At 55.9% G+C, this 21,532-nt stretch carries 25 protein-coding genes and 1 tRNA gene; 11 read left to right on the top strand and 15 right to left on the bottom strand.

Translation table 11 applies throughout. The features are described 5' to 3' along the window. Positions 1–55 precede the first annotated feature (55 nt). Both ACFOOP_RS02195 and ACFOOP_RS02190 read right to left on the bottom strand, forming a co-directional pair. Positions 56–718, bottom strand: a complete 663-nt coding sequence (locus ACFOOP_RS02195) for a DsbA family oxidoreductase (protein ID WP_379879227.1) — start codon at positions 716–718, stop codon at positions 56–58. Beyond that, positions 715–1,470: an enoyl-CoA hydratase/isomerase family protein gene (locus ACFOOP_RS02190; protein ID WP_379879226.1), complete on the bottom strand. Its 756-nt coding sequence runs from the start codon at positions 1,468–1,470 to the stop codon at positions 715–717. The genes ACFOOP_RS02195 and ACFOOP_RS02190 overlap by 4 nt, the downstream gene beginning before the upstream one ends. 87 nt (positions 1,471–1,557) lie before the next feature. Between ACFOOP_RS02190 and ACFOOP_RS02185 the strand changes: the two genes are divergently transcribed. Beyond that, a complete protein-coding gene (locus ACFOOP_RS02185) occupies positions 1,558–2,094 on the top strand; it encodes a DsrE family protein (protein ID WP_379879225.1) in 537 nt (178 codons plus the stop codon). Positions 2,095–2,103: 9 nt separating this feature from the next. Further along, positions 2,104–2,583 carry a hypothetical protein gene (locus ACFOOP_RS02180; protein ID WP_379879224.1) on the top strand — a complete coding sequence of 160 codons (480 nt, stop codon included), beginning with the start codon at positions 2,104–2,106 and terminating at the stop codon, positions 2,581–2,583. Here the strand turns inward: ACFOOP_RS02180 and ACFOOP_RS02175 are convergent. The 5 genes from ACFOOP_RS02175 to pdxR all read right to left on the bottom strand — a co-directional run bounded on the left by ACFOOP_RS02175 (position 2,580) and on the right by pdxR (position 7,267). Continuing rightward, on the bottom strand, positions 2,580–3,662 hold the full coding sequence (locus ACFOOP_RS02175) for a DUF2855 family protein (RefSeq protein ID WP_379879223.1): 1,083 nt from the start codon (positions 3,660–3,662) through the stop codon (positions 2,580–2,582). The two genes, ACFOOP_RS02180 and ACFOOP_RS02175, sit on opposite strands and share 4 nt — an antisense overlap. A gap of 368 nt (positions 3,663–4,030) precedes the next feature. Further along, positions 4,031–4,582, bottom strand: a complete 552-nt coding sequence (locus ACFOOP_RS02170) for a GNAT family N-acetyltransferase (protein WP_379879222.1) — start codon at positions 4,580–4,582, stop codon at positions 4,031–4,033. A gap of 96 nt (positions 4,583–4,678) precedes the next feature. Next, positions 4,679–4,945 (bottom strand): 50S ribosomal protein L27, encoded by a 267-nt coding sequence (gene rpmA, locus ACFOOP_RS02165; RefSeq protein ID WP_379879221.1) that lies wholly within the window; start codon positions 4,943–4,945, stop codon positions 4,679–4,681. A 9-nt stretch (positions 4,946–4,954) separates the two neighbouring features. Further along, positions 4,955–5,551 (bottom strand): 50S ribosomal protein L21, encoded by a 597-nt coding sequence (rplU, locus tag ACFOOP_RS02160; RefSeq protein ID WP_379879220.1) that lies wholly within the window; start codon positions 5,549–5,551, stop codon positions 4,955–4,957. A 219-nt stretch (positions 5,552–5,770) separates the two neighbouring features. Further along, complete coding sequence (gene pdxR / locus ACFOOP_RS02155) at positions 5,771–7,267, bottom strand: MocR-like pyridoxine biosynthesis transcription factor PdxR (protein ID WP_379879219.1); 1,497 nt, start codon at positions 7,265–7,267, stop codon at positions 5,771–5,773. 519 nt (positions 7,268–7,786) lie between these two features. Here pdxR and ACFOOP_RS02150 point away from each other — a divergent pair. Further along, on the top strand, positions 7,787–10,798 hold the full coding sequence (locus ACFOOP_RS02150) for a TonB-dependent receptor domain-containing protein (RefSeq protein ID WP_379879218.1): 3,012 nt from the start codon (positions 7,787–7,789) through the stop codon (positions 10,796–10,798). 414 nt (positions 10,799–11,212) lie between these two features. Further along, positions 11,213–11,728, top strand: a complete 516-nt coding sequence (locus ACFOOP_RS02145; protein WP_379879217.1) for an RNA polymerase sigma factor — start codon at positions 11,213–11,215, stop codon at positions 11,726–11,728. A gap of 239 nt (positions 11,729–11,967) precedes the next feature. Here ACFOOP_RS02145 and ACFOOP_RS02140 read toward each other — a convergent pair. The 5 genes from ACFOOP_RS02140 to ACFOOP_RS02120 all read right to left on the bottom strand — a co-directional run bounded on the left by ACFOOP_RS02140 (position 11,968) and on the right by ACFOOP_RS02120 (position 14,734). Beyond that, positions 11,968–12,057 (bottom strand) — tRNA-Ser (locus tag ACFOOP_RS02140). Positions 12,058–12,249: 192 nt separating this feature from the next. Beyond that, on the bottom strand, positions 12,250–12,828 hold the full coding sequence (locus ACFOOP_RS02135) for a thymidine kinase (RefSeq protein WP_379879216.1): 579 nt from the start codon (positions 12,826–12,828) through the stop codon (positions 12,250–12,252). 3 nt (positions 12,829–12,831) lie between these two features. After that, positions 12,832–13,716 carry a diaminopimelate epimerase gene (dapF, locus tag ACFOOP_RS02130; protein ID WP_379879215.1) on the bottom strand — a complete coding sequence of 295 codons (885 nt, stop codon included), beginning with the start codon at positions 13,714–13,716 and terminating at the stop codon, positions 12,832–12,834. Continuing rightward, positions 13,634–14,434, bottom strand: a complete 801-nt coding sequence (locus ACFOOP_RS02125; protein WP_491062254.1) for a glycosyltransferase family 2 protein — start codon at positions 14,432–14,434, stop codon at positions 13,634–13,636. The genes dapF and ACFOOP_RS02125 overlap by 83 nt, the downstream gene beginning before the upstream one ends. Positions 14,435–14,509: 75 nt before the next feature. Then, entirely contained in the window at positions 14,510–14,734 is a 225-nt protein-coding gene (locus ACFOOP_RS02120; protein ID WP_379879214.1) for a hypothetical protein, read from the bottom strand. A gap of 155 nt (positions 14,735–14,889) precedes the next feature. Between ACFOOP_RS02120 and ACFOOP_RS02115 the strand changes: the two genes are divergently transcribed. Continuing rightward, positions 14,890–15,873: a hypothetical protein gene (locus ACFOOP_RS02115; protein WP_379879213.1), complete on the top strand. Its 984-nt coding sequence runs from the start codon at positions 14,890–14,892 to the stop codon at positions 15,871–15,873. Between the two features lie 190 nt (positions 15,874–16,063). Then, entirely contained in the window at positions 16,064–16,273 is a 210-nt protein-coding gene (locus ACFOOP_RS02110; protein WP_379879212.1) for a hypothetical protein, read from the top strand. On the opposite strand, the gene ACFOOP_RS02105 is transcribed toward ACFOOP_RS02110, so the two are convergent. Then, positions 16,248–16,499, bottom strand: coding sequence for a helix-turn-helix domain-containing protein (locus ACFOOP_RS02105; RefSeq protein WP_379879211.1), 252 nt, complete (start codon positions 16,497–16,499; stop codon positions 16,248–16,250). The two genes, ACFOOP_RS02110 and ACFOOP_RS02105, sit on opposite strands and share 26 nt — an antisense overlap. Positions 16,500–16,614: 115 nt before the next feature. Here ACFOOP_RS02105 and ACFOOP_RS02100 point away from each other — a divergent pair, with 115 nt between their 5' ends. Then, positions 16,615–17,598 carry an IS1595 family transposase gene (locus ACFOOP_RS02100; RefSeq protein ID WP_379879210.1) on the top strand — a complete coding sequence of 328 codons (984 nt, stop codon included), beginning with the start codon at positions 16,615–16,617 and terminating at the stop codon, positions 17,596–17,598. Positions 17,599–17,755: 157 nt separating this feature from the next. Here ACFOOP_RS02100 and ACFOOP_RS02095 read toward each other — a convergent pair whose 3' ends face one another. Beyond that, positions 17,756–18,196: a hypothetical protein gene (locus ACFOOP_RS02095; protein WP_379879209.1), complete on the bottom strand. Its 441-nt coding sequence runs from the start codon at positions 18,194–18,196 to the stop codon at positions 17,756–17,758. Positions 18,197–18,330: 134 nt separating this feature from the next. Here ACFOOP_RS02095 and ACFOOP_RS02090 point away from each other — a divergent pair, with 134 nt between their 5' ends. Further along, on the top strand, positions 18,331–18,765 hold the full coding sequence (locus tag ACFOOP_RS02090; RefSeq protein ID WP_379879208.1) for a hypothetical protein: 435 nt from the start codon (positions 18,331–18,333) through the stop codon (positions 18,763–18,765). Beyond that, complete coding sequence (locus ACFOOP_RS02085) at positions 18,750–18,905, top strand: hypothetical protein (RefSeq protein WP_379879207.1); 156 nt, start codon at positions 18,750–18,752, stop codon at positions 18,903–18,905. The genes ACFOOP_RS02090 and ACFOOP_RS02085 overlap by 16 nt, the downstream gene beginning before the upstream one ends. A 372-nt stretch (positions 18,906–19,277) precedes the next feature. Here ACFOOP_RS02085 and ACFOOP_RS02080 read toward each other — a convergent pair whose 3' ends face one another. Next, positions 19,278–20,255, bottom strand: coding sequence for an IS1595 family transposase (locus ACFOOP_RS02080; protein WP_379879206.1), 978 nt, complete (start codon positions 20,253–20,255; stop codon positions 19,278–19,280). A 174-nt stretch (positions 20,256–20,429) separates the two neighbouring features. Here ACFOOP_RS02080 and ACFOOP_RS02075 point away from each other — a divergent pair, with 174 nt between their 5' ends. Further along, the gene (locus ACFOOP_RS02075) at positions 20,430–20,600 is read left to right on the top strand and encodes a DUF6471 domain-containing protein (protein ID WP_379881482.1); all 171 of its coding nucleotides are present in this window, start codon (positions 20,430–20,432) and stop codon (positions 20,598–20,600) included. Further along, complete coding sequence (locus ACFOOP_RS02070; protein ID WP_379879205.1) at positions 20,558–21,532, top strand: hypothetical protein; 975 nt, start codon at positions 20,558–20,560, stop codon at positions 21,530–21,532. The genes ACFOOP_RS02075 and ACFOOP_RS02070 overlap by 43 nt, the downstream gene beginning before the upstream one ends.

Genomic DNA, 21,532 nt, shown 5'->3' with positions numbered 1-21,532 from the left:
GGCGCATCATATGCGAAACCGGCGCCGCGCATATAGCAAAAAAACCGGGGTCCTCTTATTGCACCCGGGTGACGTTTGCAGCCTCGCGCAAGGTCTCCGCAAGCCGCGCTGGCGGCAGGGCCCCGGCGAAACCGGTGCGCTCGTTAACGATAAAGGTAGGGACGCCGGTGACGCCCGCCTGGCGGAACCCTTCCGCTTCGGTTTTTATTTCCGCAATGCTCTTCGGGTTTTTCAGATCCTGCCGCGCGTTCTCAATATCAAGGCCAGCCGCCTGCGCCAGATCCGCCAGGGTTTCCTCATCGCCGATATCCGCGCCGTCGTCCCAATAGGCGGCGTAAAGCGCCAGGGCGAGGCGCTCCTGCGCCCCGTCAAAATGGGCGAGGCGGATGATCTGGTGCGCTTTCAGCGTATTGGGTAGATGCGCCGGTTTTGACGGATCAAAAGCGAAGCCTGCGCCCAGCGCGGCGGCCTTCAATTGATGGATCATTTGCGTCCGCTGGGCCTCGTCAGGGAATTTTCTGGCGTAATAGGCCTGACGATCGACGCCTTCTGCGGGCGTGTCAGGATTGAGCTGGTAGGCGCGGAAGCGCGGCAACACGATAAACTCGCTCTTCAAGCGTTCTTTCGCCGCAATGAAGGATTTGAGGCCCACATAACACCATGGGCACACCGGGTCCGAGACGATATCGACGAGAAGGCGGGGGCGATCCTCGGTCATCGTGCAAAACCTTTCAGACGATCCATTGTATCCGTGATCTGCGCATAGTCGCGGCGCTGCTCTTCGGCGAGCGCGTCTTCCAGCGGCGGGTTCTCCTCGGCGTAGCGATAAAGATCCTTATACGCCGCAATGGCGCCCGGGCTCGCCCCGGCGATGGCGGCGGCGCGTTTCGCGGTTTCAACGTCGAGCGCCTCCTTGTCCTCAAAGGATGCGTTGGCGAGGCCCCAGCGCTCAGCCTCGGCGCCGGTGAAGGTGGCGGCGGTGAAAGACAGCTCCCGCGCTTTTCGGACACCAACGGCGCGAGCGAGATTCTGGCTCATGCCCCAGCTCGGCCGCAGGCCCCATTTGGCGTGAGTGTCACCGAATTTCGTATTCTCCGTTGTCAGGATAAAATCTGCGTGCAGCGCCAGCTCAAGCGCGCCGGTGAAACAAAATCCGTGGACCTTGGCGATGACCGGAACCGCGCAATGGCGAATAGCGTCGGTGGCTTTAACGGAGATATTGTCAAAGACGTTGTCGACCTTACCTTTTTCGAATGTCGCGTCCTGTAGCATTTTCAGGTCGACGCCTGCAGAAAACGCGCGGCCGGTGCCGGACAGGATGATCACGCGAGCCTGCTTTTCGGCTTCTTTCACTGCGCCGATCAATGCTTTCAGGATATCCGGGGTAAAGGCGTTCAGCGCATCCGGCCTGTTGAGCATGATTTCGGCGATGCCGTTTTCAACGCGGGATTTGACGAGCGGTTCTGACATAAGGTTATACTCCGGCTGTCATGTCTTATAGGACGGCAAGGGCGTTTCGGGCCACCTTTAGGCGCAGTTTTGAACAGGAAAACATTGATGAAAATCTGGATCGGCATTCTCGCTCTGCAAGTCGTTATGTCATCTGCTTTTGCTCAGGATGATGCGTTTACGCCGGGTCCTGTTTTTGAGGAATATGGTCCCGTCGCAGATGTGGATGCGGACTTCGAAATCCCCAAGGGGATGTCATTCAAGGTCAGTTATGATGTGCGCGAAGGCGGCGAGTCAGGCGCGCGAAACCGGCGGCTGGAGACGGCGGCGCGCTTCATCAACATGCATGCGCGCGCCGGCGTTCCAGAAAAGAACATGAAGCTCGCACTCGTCATCCACGGAAAGGCTGTGCACGATGTATCCGGAGCGGCGCATTACGCCGAGGCCGTGGGTGGTGAGAACGCCAACGCGCCAATGCTGGCGGCGTTGATGGAGCATGGTGTGCGCGTGATCGTCTGCGGCCAGAGCGCCACACATTACTATGTCACGAACGAAGATTTATTGCCCGGCGTTGAAATGGCGATCTCAGCGATGACCGCTCATGCCGTGTTGCAGCAGGAAGGCTATACGTTGAACCCGTTTTAGGATTTAAGTATGCGCTACCCGCGTGAGCCAGCTACTAAAAGCATGTTTCTTGCGTGGCTGTTCGGCGGGCCATTGAATTTAGTCGTTATTGGCGTGGCGGTGTTGCTGCGCAGCGATCCCAGCACTTTCTCAGATGTCGACGTGAACTGGGTGAAGACCATATTAGCGCTGTCATGCTCTTCGGGAATGGCGTTCGCCATCTATCAGTTACGCGCCGCTGCTGCGACTTCTTCGAAAATACTTTTGACTGTTTTAACAGCAGCGCTTTTGACAGCAGCAATGACTGTTGTTTTGGTATTTGGGAGCGCAGAATTTACGGCGATGAGACAGCCGTCATCTTACCCATATGATTTAAGAGAGCACCTTGAAAACTTACTCCCGGTGCTTCCTTTCATTTTCTTGCTCAGCCTTTTCTTTGCGCTTCCCGCTGCAATATATGGCGCCGCTGTTCTTTCGCTGGTCGGGTATAAATCCCGTCCGAGCGGCTAAAATCCCACCACCCAGGCGGCATCCGCCGGCGTTTTGCCTTCATAAACATCGGCCCAGGCGCGCTTGACGGCCTCGGGCCCGTCTTCGCGGCGAATGATCAGCCAGTCGCGCGATTTCAACGCCGCGTCCTTCCAGAATCCGAAGGCCTGTTTTTCAAAAGCGCCGGGGCCCCATTCCTGCGTTCTTTTCTGGATGTGCCCGGGGGCGAAGAACATTTCACTCCGTTCCCGGATGAAATCAGCGCCCATGGCGTTCGCGTCATAGTGGGTGACGCCGACATTGGAGGTGTATTTCATATTGTCGCCGAGATGTTTGTGAAGGCGGCCGAGAAGATCGCCATTTCCCGACATGTCGATAATGACGGAGGGAACGGAGGCGTCGACCTTTTCAATCTCATCATAGGTCAGAACGTCTGCGTAGAGTTTGAGCCTCGCAACCGCCGCCTTGTTGCGCGCGGAGGTAAGGCCGACAAGCTTTGGCGCGGCGCTGTCGGCGGCGAATGCATAGGCGCAGCCAATGGCGGTTTTTGACGACGCGCTCGGGATAATGATTTGCCTGGCGCCGAACCAGACCTTATCTTTCATGAAGTCATAAAGGCAGTAGGATGTGGCGTAGAGCGGATAAAGCACCATGCGATCATCATCCATCGCCTTGTCATAGCCGGGTTCGGCTTTGACGCGGGCATAGGAATTATAAACAGGGGGCAGGCCTGCGCGATGGGCGGCGCCGTCGAAAAGACGTCTGTCCGTCACTTTCGATGGGGCCATGACAAGATGGCTCGCCATGGGAAAATAACCATAGAGGCGTTCACCCGTCTCGATGGCGGGGTGTTTCGATTCAATAATATCAGCAAAGCCCCAAACCGGAATGATGCCATCACCATCCTCCGCAACCGGAAAGAATTTCCAATAACCGATGCGTTCGCCCACCACGCCATAGGTGACGTTGTTAGCGGTAATGGCGAAACGGTCGACCTTCGCCAGAACCTCACCGTCCTTTAACGTCGGTGCCTCGCGCGTTTCGACCCGGCCTTCGCCAAGATTGTCCTTGCGGACGATGAATTCGCTGATGCTAGTCATGGCTGCCTCTTTTCCTTTCCCGGACGCTAACATCCCGGCACGCAAAGGTTGAGTGTGAAACGCAGAAAATCTCCGGTGGCGCGAAAAGCGGGGGCTAAGTCCTTGTTTGGTGAATAGTTATCCACGGGCGCCGGCGCGGCCTTATCCTGCAATCCTGCGGCGGTTGCGCCAGCAGGCGCCAGCAGGCGTGAAGGCGCCTTGCGCACATATCATCAAGAGCAGGAAGCTGCGTGGAACAATTTTGTACATACCGGATCAGCAATGACGCCAAGTTCAGCGTTTACGTCATATCTTCACGCCCGACAGAGAAGACAGAGGCGTTTTCGCAATTGTTTCACGCTTGCGCGTTTTTCCGCGAGGCGCAACTTTCAGGCGAATTTGACACTCTCCGGCGCATTGAACGCTTCGCGGTCCAGTTTCATCCGCAAGGACTGTGCTTCTCCGCCTCGCCCAAGCGAGAACTGAAGCCGCGTATCGCCCGTGTGATGGAAGCCGATTTTTTCAAGCACGCGACCCGATGCGGGATTATCTGCGAAGTGTCCCGCGAGAAGCGTTTCGGCGTGAAGCGCGGTGAAAGCGAAATGCGTGACGGCGGACGCGGCCTCTGTTGCAACGCCTCGGCCGCGCGCCGGCATGGCGACCCAATAGCCAAGTTCGAACAAAATGTTGGTAATGCGCATCACGCCGCAACAAGCGATGATCGTGTCCTGCTCGCAAACGGCGAAGGCATGCTCCTTGCCATTTCTGAAGGCAGCCGCCGCCGTCTTGGTGAAAATTTCGGCGTCCTCGAGCGTATAGGGATAAGGGATGCGCGCGGTGTTGCGGGCAATCAGCTTGTCATTGCAGAGCCGTGCGAAAACGGGCGCATCCGATTGTTCAATGGGGCGCAGGAGAAAGCGGTGTGTCTGAAGGAGAGTCATGGATCACCTTGTCCAAAAAGAAAGAAGGCGCCTTTTGGGGCGCCTTCTTTGGAAACTCTCGATCAGCGGCGCCCGAGGCGCCGTGAGACGGCGCGATCAACTGTCGTTACCACCGCCGATAATGGAGACGTAATTGCGTCCGTCGCGTTTTTCAGCAAACGCGACGCGGCCTTCGACCAACGCGAACAGCGTGTGGTCTTTGCCGATGCCGACATTGGCGCCCGGATGAAACTTGGTGCCGCGCTGGCGCACAAGAATGTTGCCAGGGATGACGTTTTCACCGCCAAATTTTTTGACGCCGAGCCGGCGGCCAGCCGAGTCGCGTCCGTTGCGGGAGGAACCGCCTGCCTTTTTATGTGCCATCTCTTGCTCCTATTCGCCTTTAGCGAGTTTCTTCGCCTGCTCAACCCAGCCTTCGCGCTCAATGCGGCCTTTGAAGGAGAGCTTTTCATCAAACTCTTCGATGTCTTTCGGGCCCCACGCAGCGATCTGCGCGAAGGAAGTCACGCCCGCTTCATGGAGTTTCGTCTCCAGCACCGGACCCACGCCGGAAAGGAGTTTCAGATCGTCAGCGCCTGCAGCGGCGGCGGGAGTTTCTTTTTTCTTCGGCTCTTCTTTTTTGGTCGCTTTCTTCGCCGCCGGTTTCGGCTTGGCGCCGTCAGTCAGGATGTCCGTCACTTTGAGGACAGTGAGGTGCTGACGGTGGCCGGCTTTGCGGCGGTAGTTCTGGCGGCGGCGTTTTTTGAAGACGATGATCTTCTTGTCGCGCTTTTGCTCCAGAATTTCGGCTGCAACCGAGGCGCCGTCCACTTTGGGCGCGCCAAGGGTGACGTCCGCGCCGTCGCCCAGCATCAGGACGTCTTCGAGCGTGATAACGTCGCCAGCCTCGCCGGGCAGGCGCTCAACCTTCAAAATATCATCTTTGGAAACGCGGTATTGTTTACCGCCAGTCTTAACGACTGCGTACATATTCGACTCCGAGAGGCGCTCTTTTGGGCCTCAGTGTCCTTTTTCGCCCCGGTTTCTGTCGCCCGGTTGTTTAAAAGAAGCGGGTCTGTAGCCTGCAAAAACCCTTCCGTCAAGCGGGGGCGGGCAGATCCTCAAGAAGCGTCTTGCGCGGAGGGCGTTAAAAATTATTCAATTAATACAATATTTTAAGGGCTGAACATTTGTGGTGGGCAGGGCCTCTTAGCAAAGCTGATGACGGGCCATTTCTTCGGCGATCAGTCCGACGCTCTCGGCGGCGTCCGTCTTGTCTATCTGGGTGCAGCCGAAAATGAGCATGTTGCACGCCTCTTTTTCGAAGAAATAATCTCTCGGGTCATGCAACGAGACGGACCGCGACAAGAGAGCGTTCGTCAGCGGGACTATGCGATCAGAGATCGGTTCCGGAAAGAGAACGCTGACATGGAGGCCCGCTGCGCCATCGACAATTTTCAAATTCCGCCCAGACTGCTTTAGCGATGTGATGAGCGCGTTCCGGCATTGCGCATATGCTTTTCGGGTTGCGGCCAGATTTTGCGCAAACCCTCCCGTATGAATGAAAATGGCGGCCGCTTTTTGAAGTAGCGCTGAAGTTCCAAGATCGGACACGGTCTTTGCATTTAGGAGATGAGTTCGAAAACGTTCCGGCGCAATGATGTATCCAAGCCGCAGAGAAGGAAAAATGGTTTTCGAAAAAGTTCCGATATAGATCACATTGTCATGTTCATCCATCGACTTGAGCGATGGGATATATCGCGAGCCAAAGCGGAACTCTCCGTCATAATCATCTTCCATGATGACGGTTTCATTTCTAGCCGCCCATGCAAGCAACATCTGACGCCGGTCCAGAGACAGAACGGAACCCAAAGGCATTTGATGAGATGGGGTTACGCAGGCCAGGCGAATATTCGGGTTTGAAAGGTCAAGCAGGCGTTCAATCTGCATACCGCTTTCATCTACTGGCACAGGTATGATTTTGTATCCGTTCGCATGGAAAGTGCGTCGTGCGTTAAAATAGCCCGGATCTTCGAAAGCGACGCTGGCCTGATCTGTGTAAAGGCATCGGGAAACCAGATCAAAAGCTTGTTGCGCACCATTGCAAATGATTATGTCTTCGGGGTTGCAGCCAATTCCGCGCGATTTGCATATATATCTCGCGATCTCCGTGCGAAGAGAAATTTCACCTGCCGCTTCCGCGTATTTCTCGCCGTCAAGTCTTGCGGCAAGAGTCATCGCTTTGGACCATTTCGTTCGGAGAGCGGCGCTGGCGACAGGGGTTCCGTATTCCAGATTATATTGCGGTTTTGGGTCGCGGAGGCGCTGAAGAAAAATGAGATGCGGATTCTCATCTTCCATCGCTTTTGAAAAATTGGAAATCGCAGGCGCTGGTTTGCCCGCAACCGAAGCATCTTGCTCGGGGGCGTTTTTTTTCAGCGGCTGTTTCTTTGTTTGCAGGTTATAGGTGACAAATATGCCGCTTCCATGAACGGAATGAATGAGCTCATCCGCTGTCAGGCATTCGAGCGCGGCCTGAACGACGGACTTTGAAACGCCAAAGTCCGCGGAGAGGGTTCTTATGGATGGTAATTTCTCACCATGGCCAAGATGTCCTGAGAGTATGTCGCCTTTGATCGCCCGGTAGATTTGTTGATACAGGCGGCCTTGGCCGTCCAGCTTGGCTTGAATGCTCGCTCCCACCATCTCCGGGTCTCAAAAGTTATTCTGCGCTCAAAAAAGTCCCTACAAGAAAGCATCTTTTTCAGCAGGCGTTTCCGGATTCCACAATGACGCGCTTTGAGGCTCTGCCGCAGCGCAAGAATTGCTTATTTACGGGTAGAAAACTTTTTTTTGAGGTCTGCTCGGTGCGCGGTGTCTAATTGAATGTACGCCTGCGCTACTCCTCCGAGGGTGTGGGCGAACCCGAGAACGCCAGAGGACGGCTCCGCCGCCCTCTGGCTGTTCGCGCTGTTTTTAAAAACAAGCGCTTCTTAACTATAGCAAACTTTTGAGCGTTGTCTGTTCACTAATGCTCATTGTTGTACGAAGCGGTCTAATTCTCGCCATCCACAAAAAAACTGTTGCAAAAATGCAGCACCCGGCTTGCCGCGCCTGAGGTCAGCCGGGCGAGCGGTTTCTTATGTCAGGGCATTAGCTGAGGGCGGGCGTTTTTCTGACGACTTGGAGGCAGCGAGTGCCGAGTAGACAACAGAGGGAAATTCGATGCGAATTCAAAAGAAAAACTATCTCCGCACCACAATGCTTTCCGGTGTCGCTGCTGCTGCAGCTATGCCGGCCGTCGCCCAAGATGGCGACACCATCATCGTCACCGGTTCGCGTATTGCGCGCGAAGATCTGGCTGCTCCCAGCCCGATCGCCCGTGTCGACGCCGAACAGCTTACGCTGACCAACACGGTCAACTCGGAGCAGTTCCTCAACACGCTGCCGCAAGTTGTGCCGGCTTTCGACTCCACGTCGAACAACCCAGGCAACGGCACCGCGACAGTCTCTCTGCGCGGCCTTGGCACAAACCGGACGCTCGTCCTCGTTGACGGCTCGCGTTATGTGGCTTCAGGCCCGGGCGCTGTTGTCGACATCAACGCGATCCCGACCGCGCTCGTTGAGCAGGTTGATATCGTCACCGGCGGTGCATCGGCCATTTACGGTTCCGACGCCATCGCTGGCGTTGTGAACTTCATCCTGAAAGACGACTTCGAAGGCGTCCAGCTCGACGTTTCCAACGAAATGTCTGCTTCTGGCTGGGATGCGAACATCTTCAACGCAGCGCTGACCATGGGCGGCAACTTCGCCGACGGTCGTGGCAACGCGATCATGTCGCTGTCCTACACCAACCGCGAAGCGCTTTTCCAGGGCGACCGTGACTTCTCGGCTGATTCTTACCTTGATCCGGGTGTGGGCGGCACGCAATTCCTGCTTGGCGGTTCAGGCTCCGCGCTTGGCGGCCAGTGGACGTCACTTGCAAACACCAATAACGAGACGCTTGGCGCGGATCCAAACGACAATACGGAGCCATTCGACCTTGACGACGAACTCCCGGGTTTCCTCGACGCCCCGGACGGCATGCCGTTCTATCCCTGTACCCCACCGTCGGGCACATGCTCCAACAATGTGACGTTCAACGGCGCGCCGCAGGGCCGCCGCTTCGTGAATCCGCAGGACCAGTACAACTACGCGCCGGTCAACTATCTCCAGCTTCCGCAGGAACGTTACTCGGTCTATGCGGGCGGTTCTTTCGAGATCAACGAGCATGTTGAAGTCTATGCCCGGGGCATCTTCGCCCAGTCCGTGGTCGCTACGCAGCTCGCGGCGACGCCGGTCGGCGGCACCTTCGTGCTTCCGCTCGACAATCCGAACATTCCGGCTGACTTCCTCACGACCCTGATCGCAACCTATGACTACGTTGACCCTGATCCGAGCATGGACAATGCGGGCAACCCCGAGCTTGACGGCGACGGCAACCCGATCATGGTCAACCGTTCGGACGTTCAGGACCGGGACGGCGACGGCGAAGTTGATGACATCCTTATCAGCGTCTCCCGCCGTTACAACGACTCGGCGCTCGGCCCGCGGAACAGCCTCCGCGACACGTCGTCGTTCCAGCTTCTGGGCGGCTTGCGCGGCGACATCTCGCCGAACTGGTCCTACGACACGTTCTTCCAGTTCGGTCGTTCGTCCGCGACACAAACGCTGACAGGCAATATCTCGGCCAGCGCTCTGTCCGCTGGCGTCACCAACGGTTCGTGCAACATCTTCGGCATCGATACGATCAGCGAGGCTTGCGGTCAGGCGATCGCCCGCACCGGCATCATCACTAACATTGTTGAACAGACCCAATTTGTCGGCGTGGTGAACGGCAGTCTCGAAGGCTTCAAGTCTCCGGGCGCTGAAGATGCGGTTGCTGTGGCGCTCGGTGTCGAGTACCGCGAAGAATTCGCCAACTTCCAGCCTGACTCCGTGCTGGGTCCGGACGTTCGCGGCTTCAATTCATCGCTGCCGGTTACCGGCCGCTATGACGTTTACGAAATCTTCGGCGAAGCCGACATCCCGATCATTTCGGGCGTCCGCGGCATCGAAGATCTCTCGATCAACGGCGCGTATCGCTACTCCGATTACTCCTCGGTCGGCGGCGTCAGCACCTACTCCGTCGGCGCCGAGTGGGTGCCGGTGGAAGGTCTTCGCTTCCGCGCCCAGTTCCAGCATGCGGCCCGCGCGCCGAACATCTCGGAACTGTTCTCACCTTTCACCAACGGCTTCCCGGGCGCGCAGGACCCGTGCTCTGCTGGCGGCTCAGGTAATTTCGGGTCCGGGAATGGCCAGCCCGCCATCTGTGCAGCTTATGGCGTGCCTGCCCCGCTGACAAACTTTCAGCAGTCTGGTCAGATCCAGGTCCTGACCGGCGGCAACCCGAACCTGACGGCGGAAACCGCCGACACGCTGACGGTTGGCGCTGTGTGGCAGCCTGCGGCTCTCGACGGTCTGGTGCTTCAGGTCGATTACTATGACATTCAAATCGACGAAGCCATCACCGCGCCGCCGCTCCAGTACCTCATGGATCAGTGCTATGTCGTGGGGGATATCCCGACCTGCGAACAGTACTTCGGCAACGGTGTTCGTGATCCGCTGACTGGCATCTTCCAGCCGCCATATCTTTCATCCATTCCCGTCGACAACATCGCCGGCTTTGGCGCCAAGGGGATCGACATTCAGGCGAACTACGCGTTCGACTTGTCGGATATCGGCAGGGTGTCCATGGTCTATTACGGCAACTACACGATCGACTCGACCTTCCAAACGACGCCGACTGCGCCGACGATCGAGTGTGCGGGCTATTTCGCAGGCAACTGCGGCATCGTCGCAAACGAGCCGACGCCAAAGTACAAGCACACGATGCAGACGTCGTTGCTGACCGGTCCGTTGACCACGTCGGTTCGCTGGCGTCTGGTCGGCGGTACGGAAATCGATCCTTCCGCATTTCCGGCCGGCCAGACCACGATTGGCGATCTGTCGGACGACATCGGCATGTTCAACTATGTCGATGTCACGCTGCAATATGCCGTCAATGAAAACCTCGACCTGACGGTCGGCGTTCAAAACATCACTGGAAAAGACGCTCCGCTCCTTGGCTCCACGGTCAACGAGCAGGCGAACACTTTCCCGGCGACTTACGAAACGCTCGGCCGCCAGCTGTTCGTTGGCGCATCGGTCCGCTTCTAAGCAATCCGCACACGACGAAAATGGAAATGGCGGGCTTCGGCCCGCCGTTTTCTTTTCAAAGAGCCATAGTCATTCTGGCAATCGTCAAAACTGACCGTGACTACAAAAAAGTGACAGGAAAAGTGTGCCGAAAAACCGTTTTCATCTGTCCTAAGTGTACTTTTTTTTGTGCCTCTTCTGTGCCTTGAGGGCGTGCGCATTAGCATCCACAGTCCCGCTCAATAACTAGCAAAACCTTGAACGTCGTAGAACGTCTTCGTTTGAAGATACGCGCCACTCTGTATGCAGGATGGCGGCGGACTCTTTTTGCCTGTGAATGCCGCTAGGCAAAGCGGGCCTTTGTGAAGGCCGCCGAACGCTCGCTACCGACCTCAATGGTTCGAATGAACATCTGGTGGGTGAAGAGTGTTGAATATGGGTGATCGATCCAAGATCGTAGAGTCATTTGCTAGCAATGAAAAAATTCTTTTCAAATGGCTCATCAAAATTCTGGGCGACGCGGACTCTGCTAGCGATGTCACACAGTCGACCTTTCTGAATCTTTGGAACTATGGGGACACAGCATCCATTGACAGCGCCAAGGCGCTGATCTTCAGGACGGCCTCCAATTTAGCGTATAACGAATTGAGGCGTCGCGGCCGGTATCAGAAAAAATACCTTTGCCGTGACGACCAGATGAACGAAAACTGGATTTCGGATCTGGAATCTCCGGAGGCCAGCCCAGAAGAGCAACTCTGCTCCAGGGAAGAGGCTGCGCGCGTGATCGAGGCAATTGACCGGCTGCCGGTGAAGTACCGGAGGGCTTTTAAACTGCATCGCTTTGAAGAGTGTAGCTACCGAGACATTGCCCAAAGGATGGGCGTTTCTGAAAGCAGCGTCGAAAAATATATGATCGAGGCGCTAAAACGGCTGAGAGAAGTCATCGATTGAAGTCTCGTTTTGTCTGCGTTGGCGGACACAAAGCCTGAATATGAAGCATCGTGAACTACAAGCGGCATTAAAAGTTGTCGCTTCAATGAAAGCGCATGTGTATCGATCTGCCCGTGATTGGCGTCTGGCGGCGTTGTAAGGTTGCGATATTGTCCTCTTGAACCAGCGCTACAAGCGCAGAAATGGTTGAACCTCTGATAATGCAGAGGCAAGCGGGCATCTGATGATCATGTTCAAACTGGCGGAGAGAGAGGGATTCGAACCCTCGGAACACTTGCGTGCTCAACGGTTTTCGAGACCGCCCCGTTCAACCACTCCGGCACCTCTCCACATGGCTGCTGGTTGGTATCAGCCATAATCCCCGTTTTCCAATGGCGAGAGTGGTTGAACAATCAGGTTCAGCCGACTCTGCCGGCGGGCAATCGCTCCAGCGCCGCTGCCCGGGGAGGAAGGCGGTTAGCATCCCGAATGCGTCAAGGCAAGATGCACAAAGCGCACTTTATACGCTTTTTATTGAGTCCTTATCCTTTAAAGGCCTCATAGAAATGTTTGCGGCAGAGCGGGATATAGCGGTCATTGCCGCCGATCTCGATTTTTTCTCCGCTGGTGACGGCGGTGCCATCTGCATCGATGCGCAGATTCATGGTCGCCTTGCGGCCGCATTTGCAGATGGTCTTGAGCTCGCGAATTTCATCGGCGACGGCGAGAAGCCGCGCGCTTCCCTCAAAAAGCTCGCCCATGAAGTCTGTGCGCAGGCCGTAGCAGATCACAGGGATATTGAGTTCATCAACAGCCTGGGCGAGTTGCATCACCTGATCGCCCTTCAGAAATTGCGCCTCATCGAGAAAGACGCAGACCGCTGTCATGCCCGCGCTCTCCCGTTTAATGATGTCGAATAGATCGGTTATGTCGTCGAAGACATGGGCCTCCTTGCTAAGCCCGATGCGCGACGCAATGACGCCCTTCTCCACACGATCGTCGATTTTCGCCGTGAACTCGATCGTGTCCATGCCGCGTTCGCGATAGTTGAAACTCGCCTGAAGCAGGGTCGTCGACTTGCCGGCGTTCATGGCGGCGTAATTGAAATAAAGCTTGGCCATGGTTCAGTAATCGTCTGCGAAGCGCCCTTCGCCCTCAAGGGTGATGGGGCCGGTCATGATGATGTGGTTGTCTTCTTCGCGCCATTCGATGGTGAGATCGCCGCCGTCAAGCGTAACAGTCGCCTTGCGCGCGGTCAGGCGGCGGCGGTGGGCGGCGACGGCCGCGGCGCAGGCGGCGGTCCCGCACGCTTCAGTGATGCCGACGCCACGCTCCCAAACGCGAAGGCGGATTGCGTGTTTGCTCAACACTTGCGCTACGGAAACATTCGCCTGCTCCGGAAACAATGGGTGATGCTCGATCATCGGGCCGAATTTTTCGAGCGGCTGGGCTTCGGCGTCTTCGACAAAAAAGATGCAATGGGGGTTGCCGACATTGACCGCGGACGGCCCCCACAGCACCGGCTTGTCGATGGGGCCAAGTTTGATGTCAACAAAACGGGTGTCATCCATCTGCTCCGACAACGGAATGTCACGCCAGCCAAATTTCGGCTCGCCCATATCAACGGCAATCCGCTTCTCGCCAATGCGCGACGCATGGAGCGGTTCGGAGAGTGTTGCAAAGTCGATCTCGCTGGCGCCGGTTTCCTCCATCAAGAGCCAAGCGACACAGCGGGCCGCGTTGCCGCACGCGCCGACTTCGGAACCGTCGGCGTTGTAAACGCCCATGAAGACGCCGTCATAGCCCTTGCGATGTTCGAGCGTGATGAACTGATCGCAGCCGGGACCGGTTTTCGGATTAGACGCCTTGCGGATCGACTCTTCGTCGAGAGTCACGGGATCGTCGCGCAGGTCAAGAATGACGAATTTATTGCCGAGCCCGTTCATTTTTAGATAGGGCCGGCCGGCAAGGACCGAAGGTGTTGTCGATGTCGTTGCGGCGTCGGTCATAGGGCGGTTGATCATCAAAAAATTCGGCAAGGGCGACTTCGCGTCTCTTCCGTGCGGCCTCACTGATGACGTGGTCAGTTTTTTCCCAATAGTGTGGCCGACGAAAGACTTGCCATAAAGCTTTATAGGCGGCGAGAGAGCTTAGCAACCAGTAGGCGGGTGCGGTGAGGCTGTAGGGCGCGAGGTTCAGCCAGCCGCGTTTTAACGGCCCGATCATCATGGTCAGGATGAAGAGGAGATTGCCTGCGAGCAGTGCGAACAGATTGAGCCAGACGAGCGGGGCGGGAAGCAGGCCGTGGAGCCCTGTCGGGCGCCAAAGCGCCCAGAAGAGAAAGGCGCTCCACATGATCGGGTTGATGATGGCGCTGAAAACATTGCCAGCGACAAAAAGCTGAACCGCGAGAAAGCCCCGCCATCCGGTCGTTGCGATGATCCGCTGCGGGCGGCGCATATGGACGATCCAGGTTTGCAGATAGCCTTTCAGCCAGCGCGAGCGTTGACGCATCCAGTTGCCGAGCCTGCAATTGGCCTCTTCGAAGGTGGTGGAGCCGATGACTTCCACGCGATAGCCGAGCCGGGCGAGCCGCAAGCCCAGATCTGCGTCTTCTGTAACATTGTAAGGGTCCCACCCGCCCGCTGAGATCAGTGTGCCGGTTCTGAAAAAATTCGACGTGCCGCCGAGCGGGATTGGTGCGCCCATTTTCTGGAGCGCTGGCAAGAGCCAGTCAAACCAGAGAGAATATTCAAGGGTGAAAAGTCGGGTGAGCAGTATTATGGCGCAAATGACGGAACGTTATTTCTGCTCTTTCGTCGTCCGCTGGATCAATTTTTTCAGTGACAAAACGCGGCTGAGTATTTGATCTATTCTTTCGTGCGTAAGCGCCGCTCTTTTTTGATACCACTCCTTTAGACCCGCTTCGGCGTGGTTGGTCGTGGCCATCTCAATCACCTTCTCATGCTGGGCGACGGCAGAATCGAGTTGTTTTTCGGCTTTCGCCAGCTCTTCTTCATAGTCCATTCAAGTCTCTCCCTTTTCCCGGTTAGCTGGTCGCTTGTAACGGAAACGCACTGCGCCCCGAATTTCAAGACGTTAGCTTTAATATGAAAATTGAGGCCCTCAGTTAACAAAAAGAGCCTTGCATTAATCGTGGGACTCGCAGATTATCGCGCACCATGAGCGATACGATTCATTCTCGGCTAAAACAGCAGCGGATTGACGACTTGCGCGCCAAAATCGACGCCAGAAAGCGCGAGCGGGATCGTATCCGTGCGGATTTGACCGCCATCCAGCTCGAAATGACCGCCCAGATTACCGATGCGGATGACGATATTATCGCTTGGGACAAGAAGCTTGCGGCTCTGGAAGACCGGGCTCCGGAAGAGGTTCCTGCCGCACGGGCGCCTTTCGCCAGCCGGGTGCCGTCGGATGCGCCGCAAGGACCATATTCCAACGGCTACAGCCAGCCGCAAGCGCTTGAGGCGGAATTAAAGGCGAGCCCGCCACGCGAGCCGTTGCACTATAAAGAGCTGTGGCGCCGGATTGCCGCTAAGGGTTTCAGAACCGAAGCGGAAAAGCCCGAGGACATCGTAAGGCAGAACCTCAGAAAGCGGGCAATGGCGCCTTGGAGTCCCGTCTTCGAAGAGCGGAAGGGCTATTTTGCCCTCATCGACTGGTATTCCGACGAAGAATTGAAACGCTACGGGATCAACAAAGATGTCAAAGAAGACAATGGGATGACTAGGCGGATGACGCGCACCGCTGAGGGCATTCAGGCCGTTCGGGAGCGGGGTGCAAGATGGGGCGGAGTGCCCGCATTCACTGCGGAGTCGTGGGAATGGGCGAGCCGATACTGGCGCGATCATCCCGAGCTTTCCGATCATAAAATGGCTGAGGTAATGGCCGAGCAGTATAAAGGCGCCGGAAAGAAAAAGCTTTCATGGGGCACATTTCGCAAATGGAAACAACAACTTATGGCCGGCGAACCGTATCACTGGCCGCAATGGGCAGAGGATCATCCCGACGTTGTGATGTACCCCCCGATCCGAGAAGAAGCTGAGGCTCCAAAAGAGGACATGCTTTCGGATCACGCGCCGAAAAGACCGACGCTGGTCTATGATCATGAGGAGGGTGTCGTGCGCGACATTAGGAAAGCATAGGCACCTGCTGAGCGCGCTAGGCCCCGAGCCCTAAAAAGGCGAACGGGCCACGGTGTTAGCGCACCGGGCCCGCTCAGGATTCGACATAGCCCCCTGTTGTGGACCAGTCATCTTCCCCTTGGATTCTACATGAATTTGAGCGCTTGTCCACGGCAGGGTTCCCCTTTCGCTCGCAGCGACGGAGAACCTCATGTCTGCGACCTTTAACAAAATCTCCCGAGAAAACGCCGCTTGGATTAAGTGGCTTGCCTTGAATACTGAATTAAAACAACAGGATATTGCTCTCATGGTTGGCATCCATCCTGGCACGGTGAACCATGTGATCCGGCGCAAGAGAATGCGGGACGTGCGGCCCGTCGAGCCGCCGGATTGGATCATGAACCAGCTTTTGGCGGCTTAGTCGGGCCCGTGACGCCCGCTATTTCGCCGCTGGTGTCCATTATGAACTGGATGCCCGCCGCTTCTAAGGCCCGCTGGATCGCCTCAAGATTGTTGCGTATTGGCGTCCGGCGGCCTTTTTCGAAGTCGCGAACGGTACTTAGACCAACAGAAGCGTTTTCGGCCAGATCGGCTTGGGACCAATCAAGCCAACACCTCGCAGCGCGGCAATGCTCAGAGCGGATCATGCTCCGTATATAGCGAGGTCAGATTATTTATGCAATGCCAACGATAACCGTTGACATGGGCTAAATTGGTTATTATCTACTAGGTCAACGATAAGCGTTGACCAAGAGAAACCAAATGGCCCAGCATTTCCTCCTCTCCCGCGAAGCGAAAACGCTCTCCCTCGTCGCCGTTATGCGGATGTCTGACGCCGAGGCCGAACAGCGCTTCCGGGGCCTGCGCTGGGCTGACACGAACGGCGAGCCGGTTTGCCCAGAATGCGGCTGCGTCGAGGCTTATGAAATGCGTCGCCCGTCTGGCCTTCTCCGCTTCGAGTGCAAGGCTTGCAAGAAAGGCTACACGCTGACGAGCGGGACGCTGTTCGCCTCTCATAAACTGCCGCTTCGCATGTATCTCGCGGCCATTGCGGTCTTCTGCAATGAGGTCAAAGGCAAGTCGATGCTGGCGCTCTCGCGCGATCTCGGCGTCTCTTACAAGTGCGCCTTTGTCTTAGCTCATAAACTCCGCGAGGCAATGGCCGAAGAAATGCGCGGTCGCAGGCTCGGCGGCGAAGGCAAAATTGCTGAAATCGATGGCGCCTATTTCGGGGGATACGTCAAACCGGCTAATTACAAAGACGAGCGCATTGATCGCCGCCTGCGCAAAAACCAGAGCGGCAAGCGCCAGTGCGTCGTTATCGTTCGCGAGCGCGGCGGCAATTCAGTACCGGGCGTTTTCAAATCCGAAGGCGCGGCCCTTTCGTGGATCAAGAACCGCATCGAAAAGGAAACCATCGTTCATGCTGACGACTCTAAGGCATGGAACGAATTGCACACCCGCTTTGAAATGAAGCGCGTCAATCATGAAGTCGCCTATAGCGACAATGGCGCTTGCACAAATCAGGCGGAGTCATTTTTCTCGCGTCTACGTCGCGGCGAACAAGGTCACCATCATCATATCGCTGGCCAGTACCTTCTCCGCTACGCTCAAGAAGCCGCTTGGAGAGAAGATAATCGCCGCGTCTCGAACGGCGAGCAGGTTTTCCGCGTCGCTCACCTCGCACTCACGCGCGGCCCGTCAGTTGATTTCGGCGGCTATTGGCAAAGACATAAAGCGGCTTAGTGGAGCCAAAAACTAACGACCGCCGCCATAATCAGAACAAGGAGGATAAGAAAACGCGCTGCTGGCTGATCCTCTTTAGCGGGACTCGCTCCAACACCGATACCAACAGCAAGCGAAATTAGCATCGCTCCGAATGTAATCCAGTCATGCAACAAGACTATTCCCCATCGCTGAGCCGCCACCGAGTATCGCGACCTATGCCGGTTTTCTCAACAGTACCGCGACCAAGCTGATATGCGAGATTTCCCCTAACACGAGGGCCAAAAGCAGATCGGGCTTCACTTTCATACCCTTGCGCCTCCATAACGGCAGTCACAACATCAGCCGTTAACATAGGCTCGCCTGACCGGCGCAGGGCGTCAAAAATGAGGCGACCTAGCTCCCCCTGCTTGAACAATTTTACCCGCTTGCGAGGCCGTTTTAGCGGCAAGCTATCAACGTCGAAGCCCGGCTCGAAAATTGCGATTGTTGCGTCGACGTGCGCCAGTTGATCCTCGCGCCATTTTATCTGCTTTTTCATGTCGGCGATCTCTCCCGAGAGAGTCGCGCGCTTATCCTTCAAAGCCGCGAGGGCGTATTTATTGCCGTTCTCGTTCATGTGGTGAAATTAGCGAGTTCACCGCAACGCCCAACTTTCTTTTTCCGTCATTTGCGCCATAATACTGCGGGTGAGCGGTATTATGGCGCAAACGCCATTAGAAATGAATCCCTGTACGCCCTAAATCTGTCCCCATGCAGACAGACACAGGCAACCGCTACGCCGTAAAGGCGCTGAAAGACAAACGGGCCGCGCTCGCTGGCGAGGTAATCCGGCTCAAGAAAAAGATCGATTGGGCCGAGAGTCAGTTACGCCACGTAGACGCCACATTATCGCTTTTCGATCCGAAGATTGACGCCGCCGCCATTCCGCCCTCGTGCCCCAAGAAGCGCGTGAAGCTGTTCAAGCAGGGCGAGCTTAACCGGCTGATCTTTGACGCCCTCAGAGTCTCAGGCGAGCCCACGCGCACCTTTGACGTGATTACGTCCGTTATTCTAGCGCTGGGGCATGAGGAGTCGGCACGGCCGGCGCTGGGGCCTAGGGTCCGGTCCAATCTGCAATACCTCATGCGGCGGGGCGAGGTCGCCAAGATCGGGAGCGGGCGGGATGCTAGGTGGACGCTTGCCTAGTCTTCATCGCCAAACTCCGCTGCATCCCTAATTTTAATGTGATTTGCGGCTATTGCATTGCGGACGCCAGTCTCGATGAAGGTCCGAACGACGGCGGGCTCATCTTTTCCATAGAGCTTTGTTTTTATTATGTCATCTAGGTAAGCTCTCATGAGCGGTGTAATCCGAACCTGAACCTTGGGGTTAGCTGCCATACCGAAACTGTATCCATGGGGATGCCATATGGATACATTTTTCTTGCACGATAGGTGCAAATACTCCTACAGCGGTGGTAGTGAAGAAAACGGGCACGCTCCGTTAGGAACGCGCCCGCCTAAGCACCGCTTGCTATAGTGGATTTACTCACGGTTGGCCCGCGTAGCGGGGTCGCCACTCCTACCACCCGGACTAGCCGGGCCGATTGCCCTAGGAAGCAGAATCGGTCCACAGGTTCGGAGAACCTATCGCATAAGCCTATTCGCACTTTTTGCGAAAGGGTAATTGTGTTTGATTTCACTGAAACTCCCCATCTTTTATGCGCTCCGCTGCCAATAGCCGGTGAAATCAACACTTTGCTTTGCGGCAAGCGCATTCCCGGTCACCCGGTTCACCTGCCAGCCGTTTGAACGCTTGCGGTGATCTTCACGCCAGCTAGCTTCCTGCGCATAGCGGAGAAGGTACGGGCCGCTAATCCAATGGTGGTGGCCTTGTTCGGCGCGGCGCAGGCGGGAGAAGAAAGACTCCGCTTGGTTCGTGCAGGCGCCGTCGAGGCTGTAGGCGACTTCATGGTTGATGCGCAGCACTTCAAACTTACCATGCAGGCTGTTCCATGACGGCGATTCGTCAGCATGAAGAACAGTTGCGGGGTCAACCCGGCGCTTGATCCAATGCGTTGCTTCGGCTTCGGTCTTGAACACCTGAGTCGTTGTGCTGCCTTCACGCTCGCGGACAACGACAACGCAGCGGCGCTTGCCGGACTGATTGACCTTGAAACGGCGGTCTTTGCGATCTTCGCGAAGGTTCGCAGGCTTCACATATCCACCAAAATATGCGCCATCAATTTCAGCTTCGACACCTTCGCCGCCCATTGTGCGGCCCTTCATTTCCTGAGACATGGCCTCGCGAAGTTTGTGGCAAAGGACGAAAGCGGTTTTGTAGGACAGGCCAAGCTCGCGCGACATGGCGAGCATCGACTTGCCTTTCACTTCGTTGCAGAACAGCAGGATCGCCAGCAGGTAGGTGCGCAGCGGCATTTTATGCGAGGCGAACAGTGTTCCGCTCGTGATCGAAAAATCCTTGCCGCAATCTTTGCAACGGTAGCGCGGTGCGCCGGACGGACGGCGGCAATCCCAAACGCTCAGGGAGCCGCAATGAACGCAGGCGGCTTCGCCTTGGGTCTCAGGCCAGCGAAGCTGGGCGAACAGCTTCTCAACCTCAGCGTCGGCCATTTTGAAGACATCCATCAGGCTCAGTGTTTTCGCCGCTTTGGAAAGGAGAAAATGTTGAGCCATGGTGATTATTCCTCATATCTGGTGCCTACGCATCAGATTTAGGGGTTGATAATCACCAAATCAAGGGTTATTTCCTCATTATCGACAAAAAAGCATCAAATATGAGGAATATTCGTGTCGGATGACCTAGACAAGCAATACCAGGCGAAGGCCAAAGGGCTCCTTCGGGCCGAAATGGCGCGCCGCAACTTGAGTTATGAGGATTTAGCGCAGAAACTCCAAAGTATAGGGATAGAAGAGAGCCCCAAGAACCTTTCAAACAAGATCGGCAGGGGCTCCTTTACGGCGGGGTTCATGTTGCAATGCCTAGAGGCTTTGGGCTGTACCTCTTTGCGGTTGGATTAGTAGCGTTCTGTCTTTCGGCAGCGAGCGCTGGAGAGCGCGTTACCTATAATCAGACTGTTTTAGATTGCGTGCCGGAGGGATGCTTTGTCATAAAATATGTTCCGGCTCCTAGATTAAAGCCTGAACAGCCAAACAATGACGAAACTTCCCAACAGCATGAAGGCGGGACCGGAGAAAAAAACAACGGCCAAATAACTATTGGGAACCTTTCCATAGAGCCAGTGGACGGAAATACTGATCGCGACCGCAACCATAGCGACAAATCCGAAAGCAACGTGGACCCATGGGGATGGTCTCTTGAAAATGTTCTCTTGCTTTTGGGGCCCCTTGCCGGGTGGGCTGCCGCATGGCTTGTTTGGCTCACTTACGGACAAACTAGGGAAGCGCTTAATCTCACTAGGGTTGAGCTTGAATCGACTCGAAAAACTCAAGAGGCACAGGTTAGGGCGTATCTCACAGCGAGTGGTGGCGAAGTTAGCTCTTATGAAACTTTTGGCGAGGCCGTTGTGTCGGTAGAGTTTACTAACACAGGCAACTCTCCCGCTCGCGATATAGTTTTTTACGCCCAAATAATTGTTCAGCGGTTCGACACGCTTGAGACACACCTTATTAGAAGCAAACTGGCCGATCCATTGAAAATAAACGAACTTTCGGCGAGAGAAACCCGTAGCCGGGATGCAATGTTCTTCATCCACAACTTTGACATTGCCACAAAGTTCCGCGAAGGAATGGCTTCCGTCAAGGTCGGAGGAAATCTGTATTTTACAGATGATTTCGGGAAACGAAGAAAAGTCAAAACTGCTGTCGCGGGCTTTGTCAAAGGCGATCCTGACGAGATCGGTGTAATCAGCGGGAATATGGAGCCCGTTAACGCCGATCTCTGGAGTAAAAAACACTTGGAAGAAATAGAAAGGCGCCGCCGCCAACGATAA

It is taken from the genome of Hyphococcus aureus, from assembly GCF_042643165.1.
Lineage (GTDB): Bacteria > Pseudomonadota > Alphaproteobacteria > Caulobacterales > Parvularculaceae > Hyphococcus > Hyphococcus aureus.
This window is presented reverse-complemented; position numbering and strand designations above follow the sequence as displayed.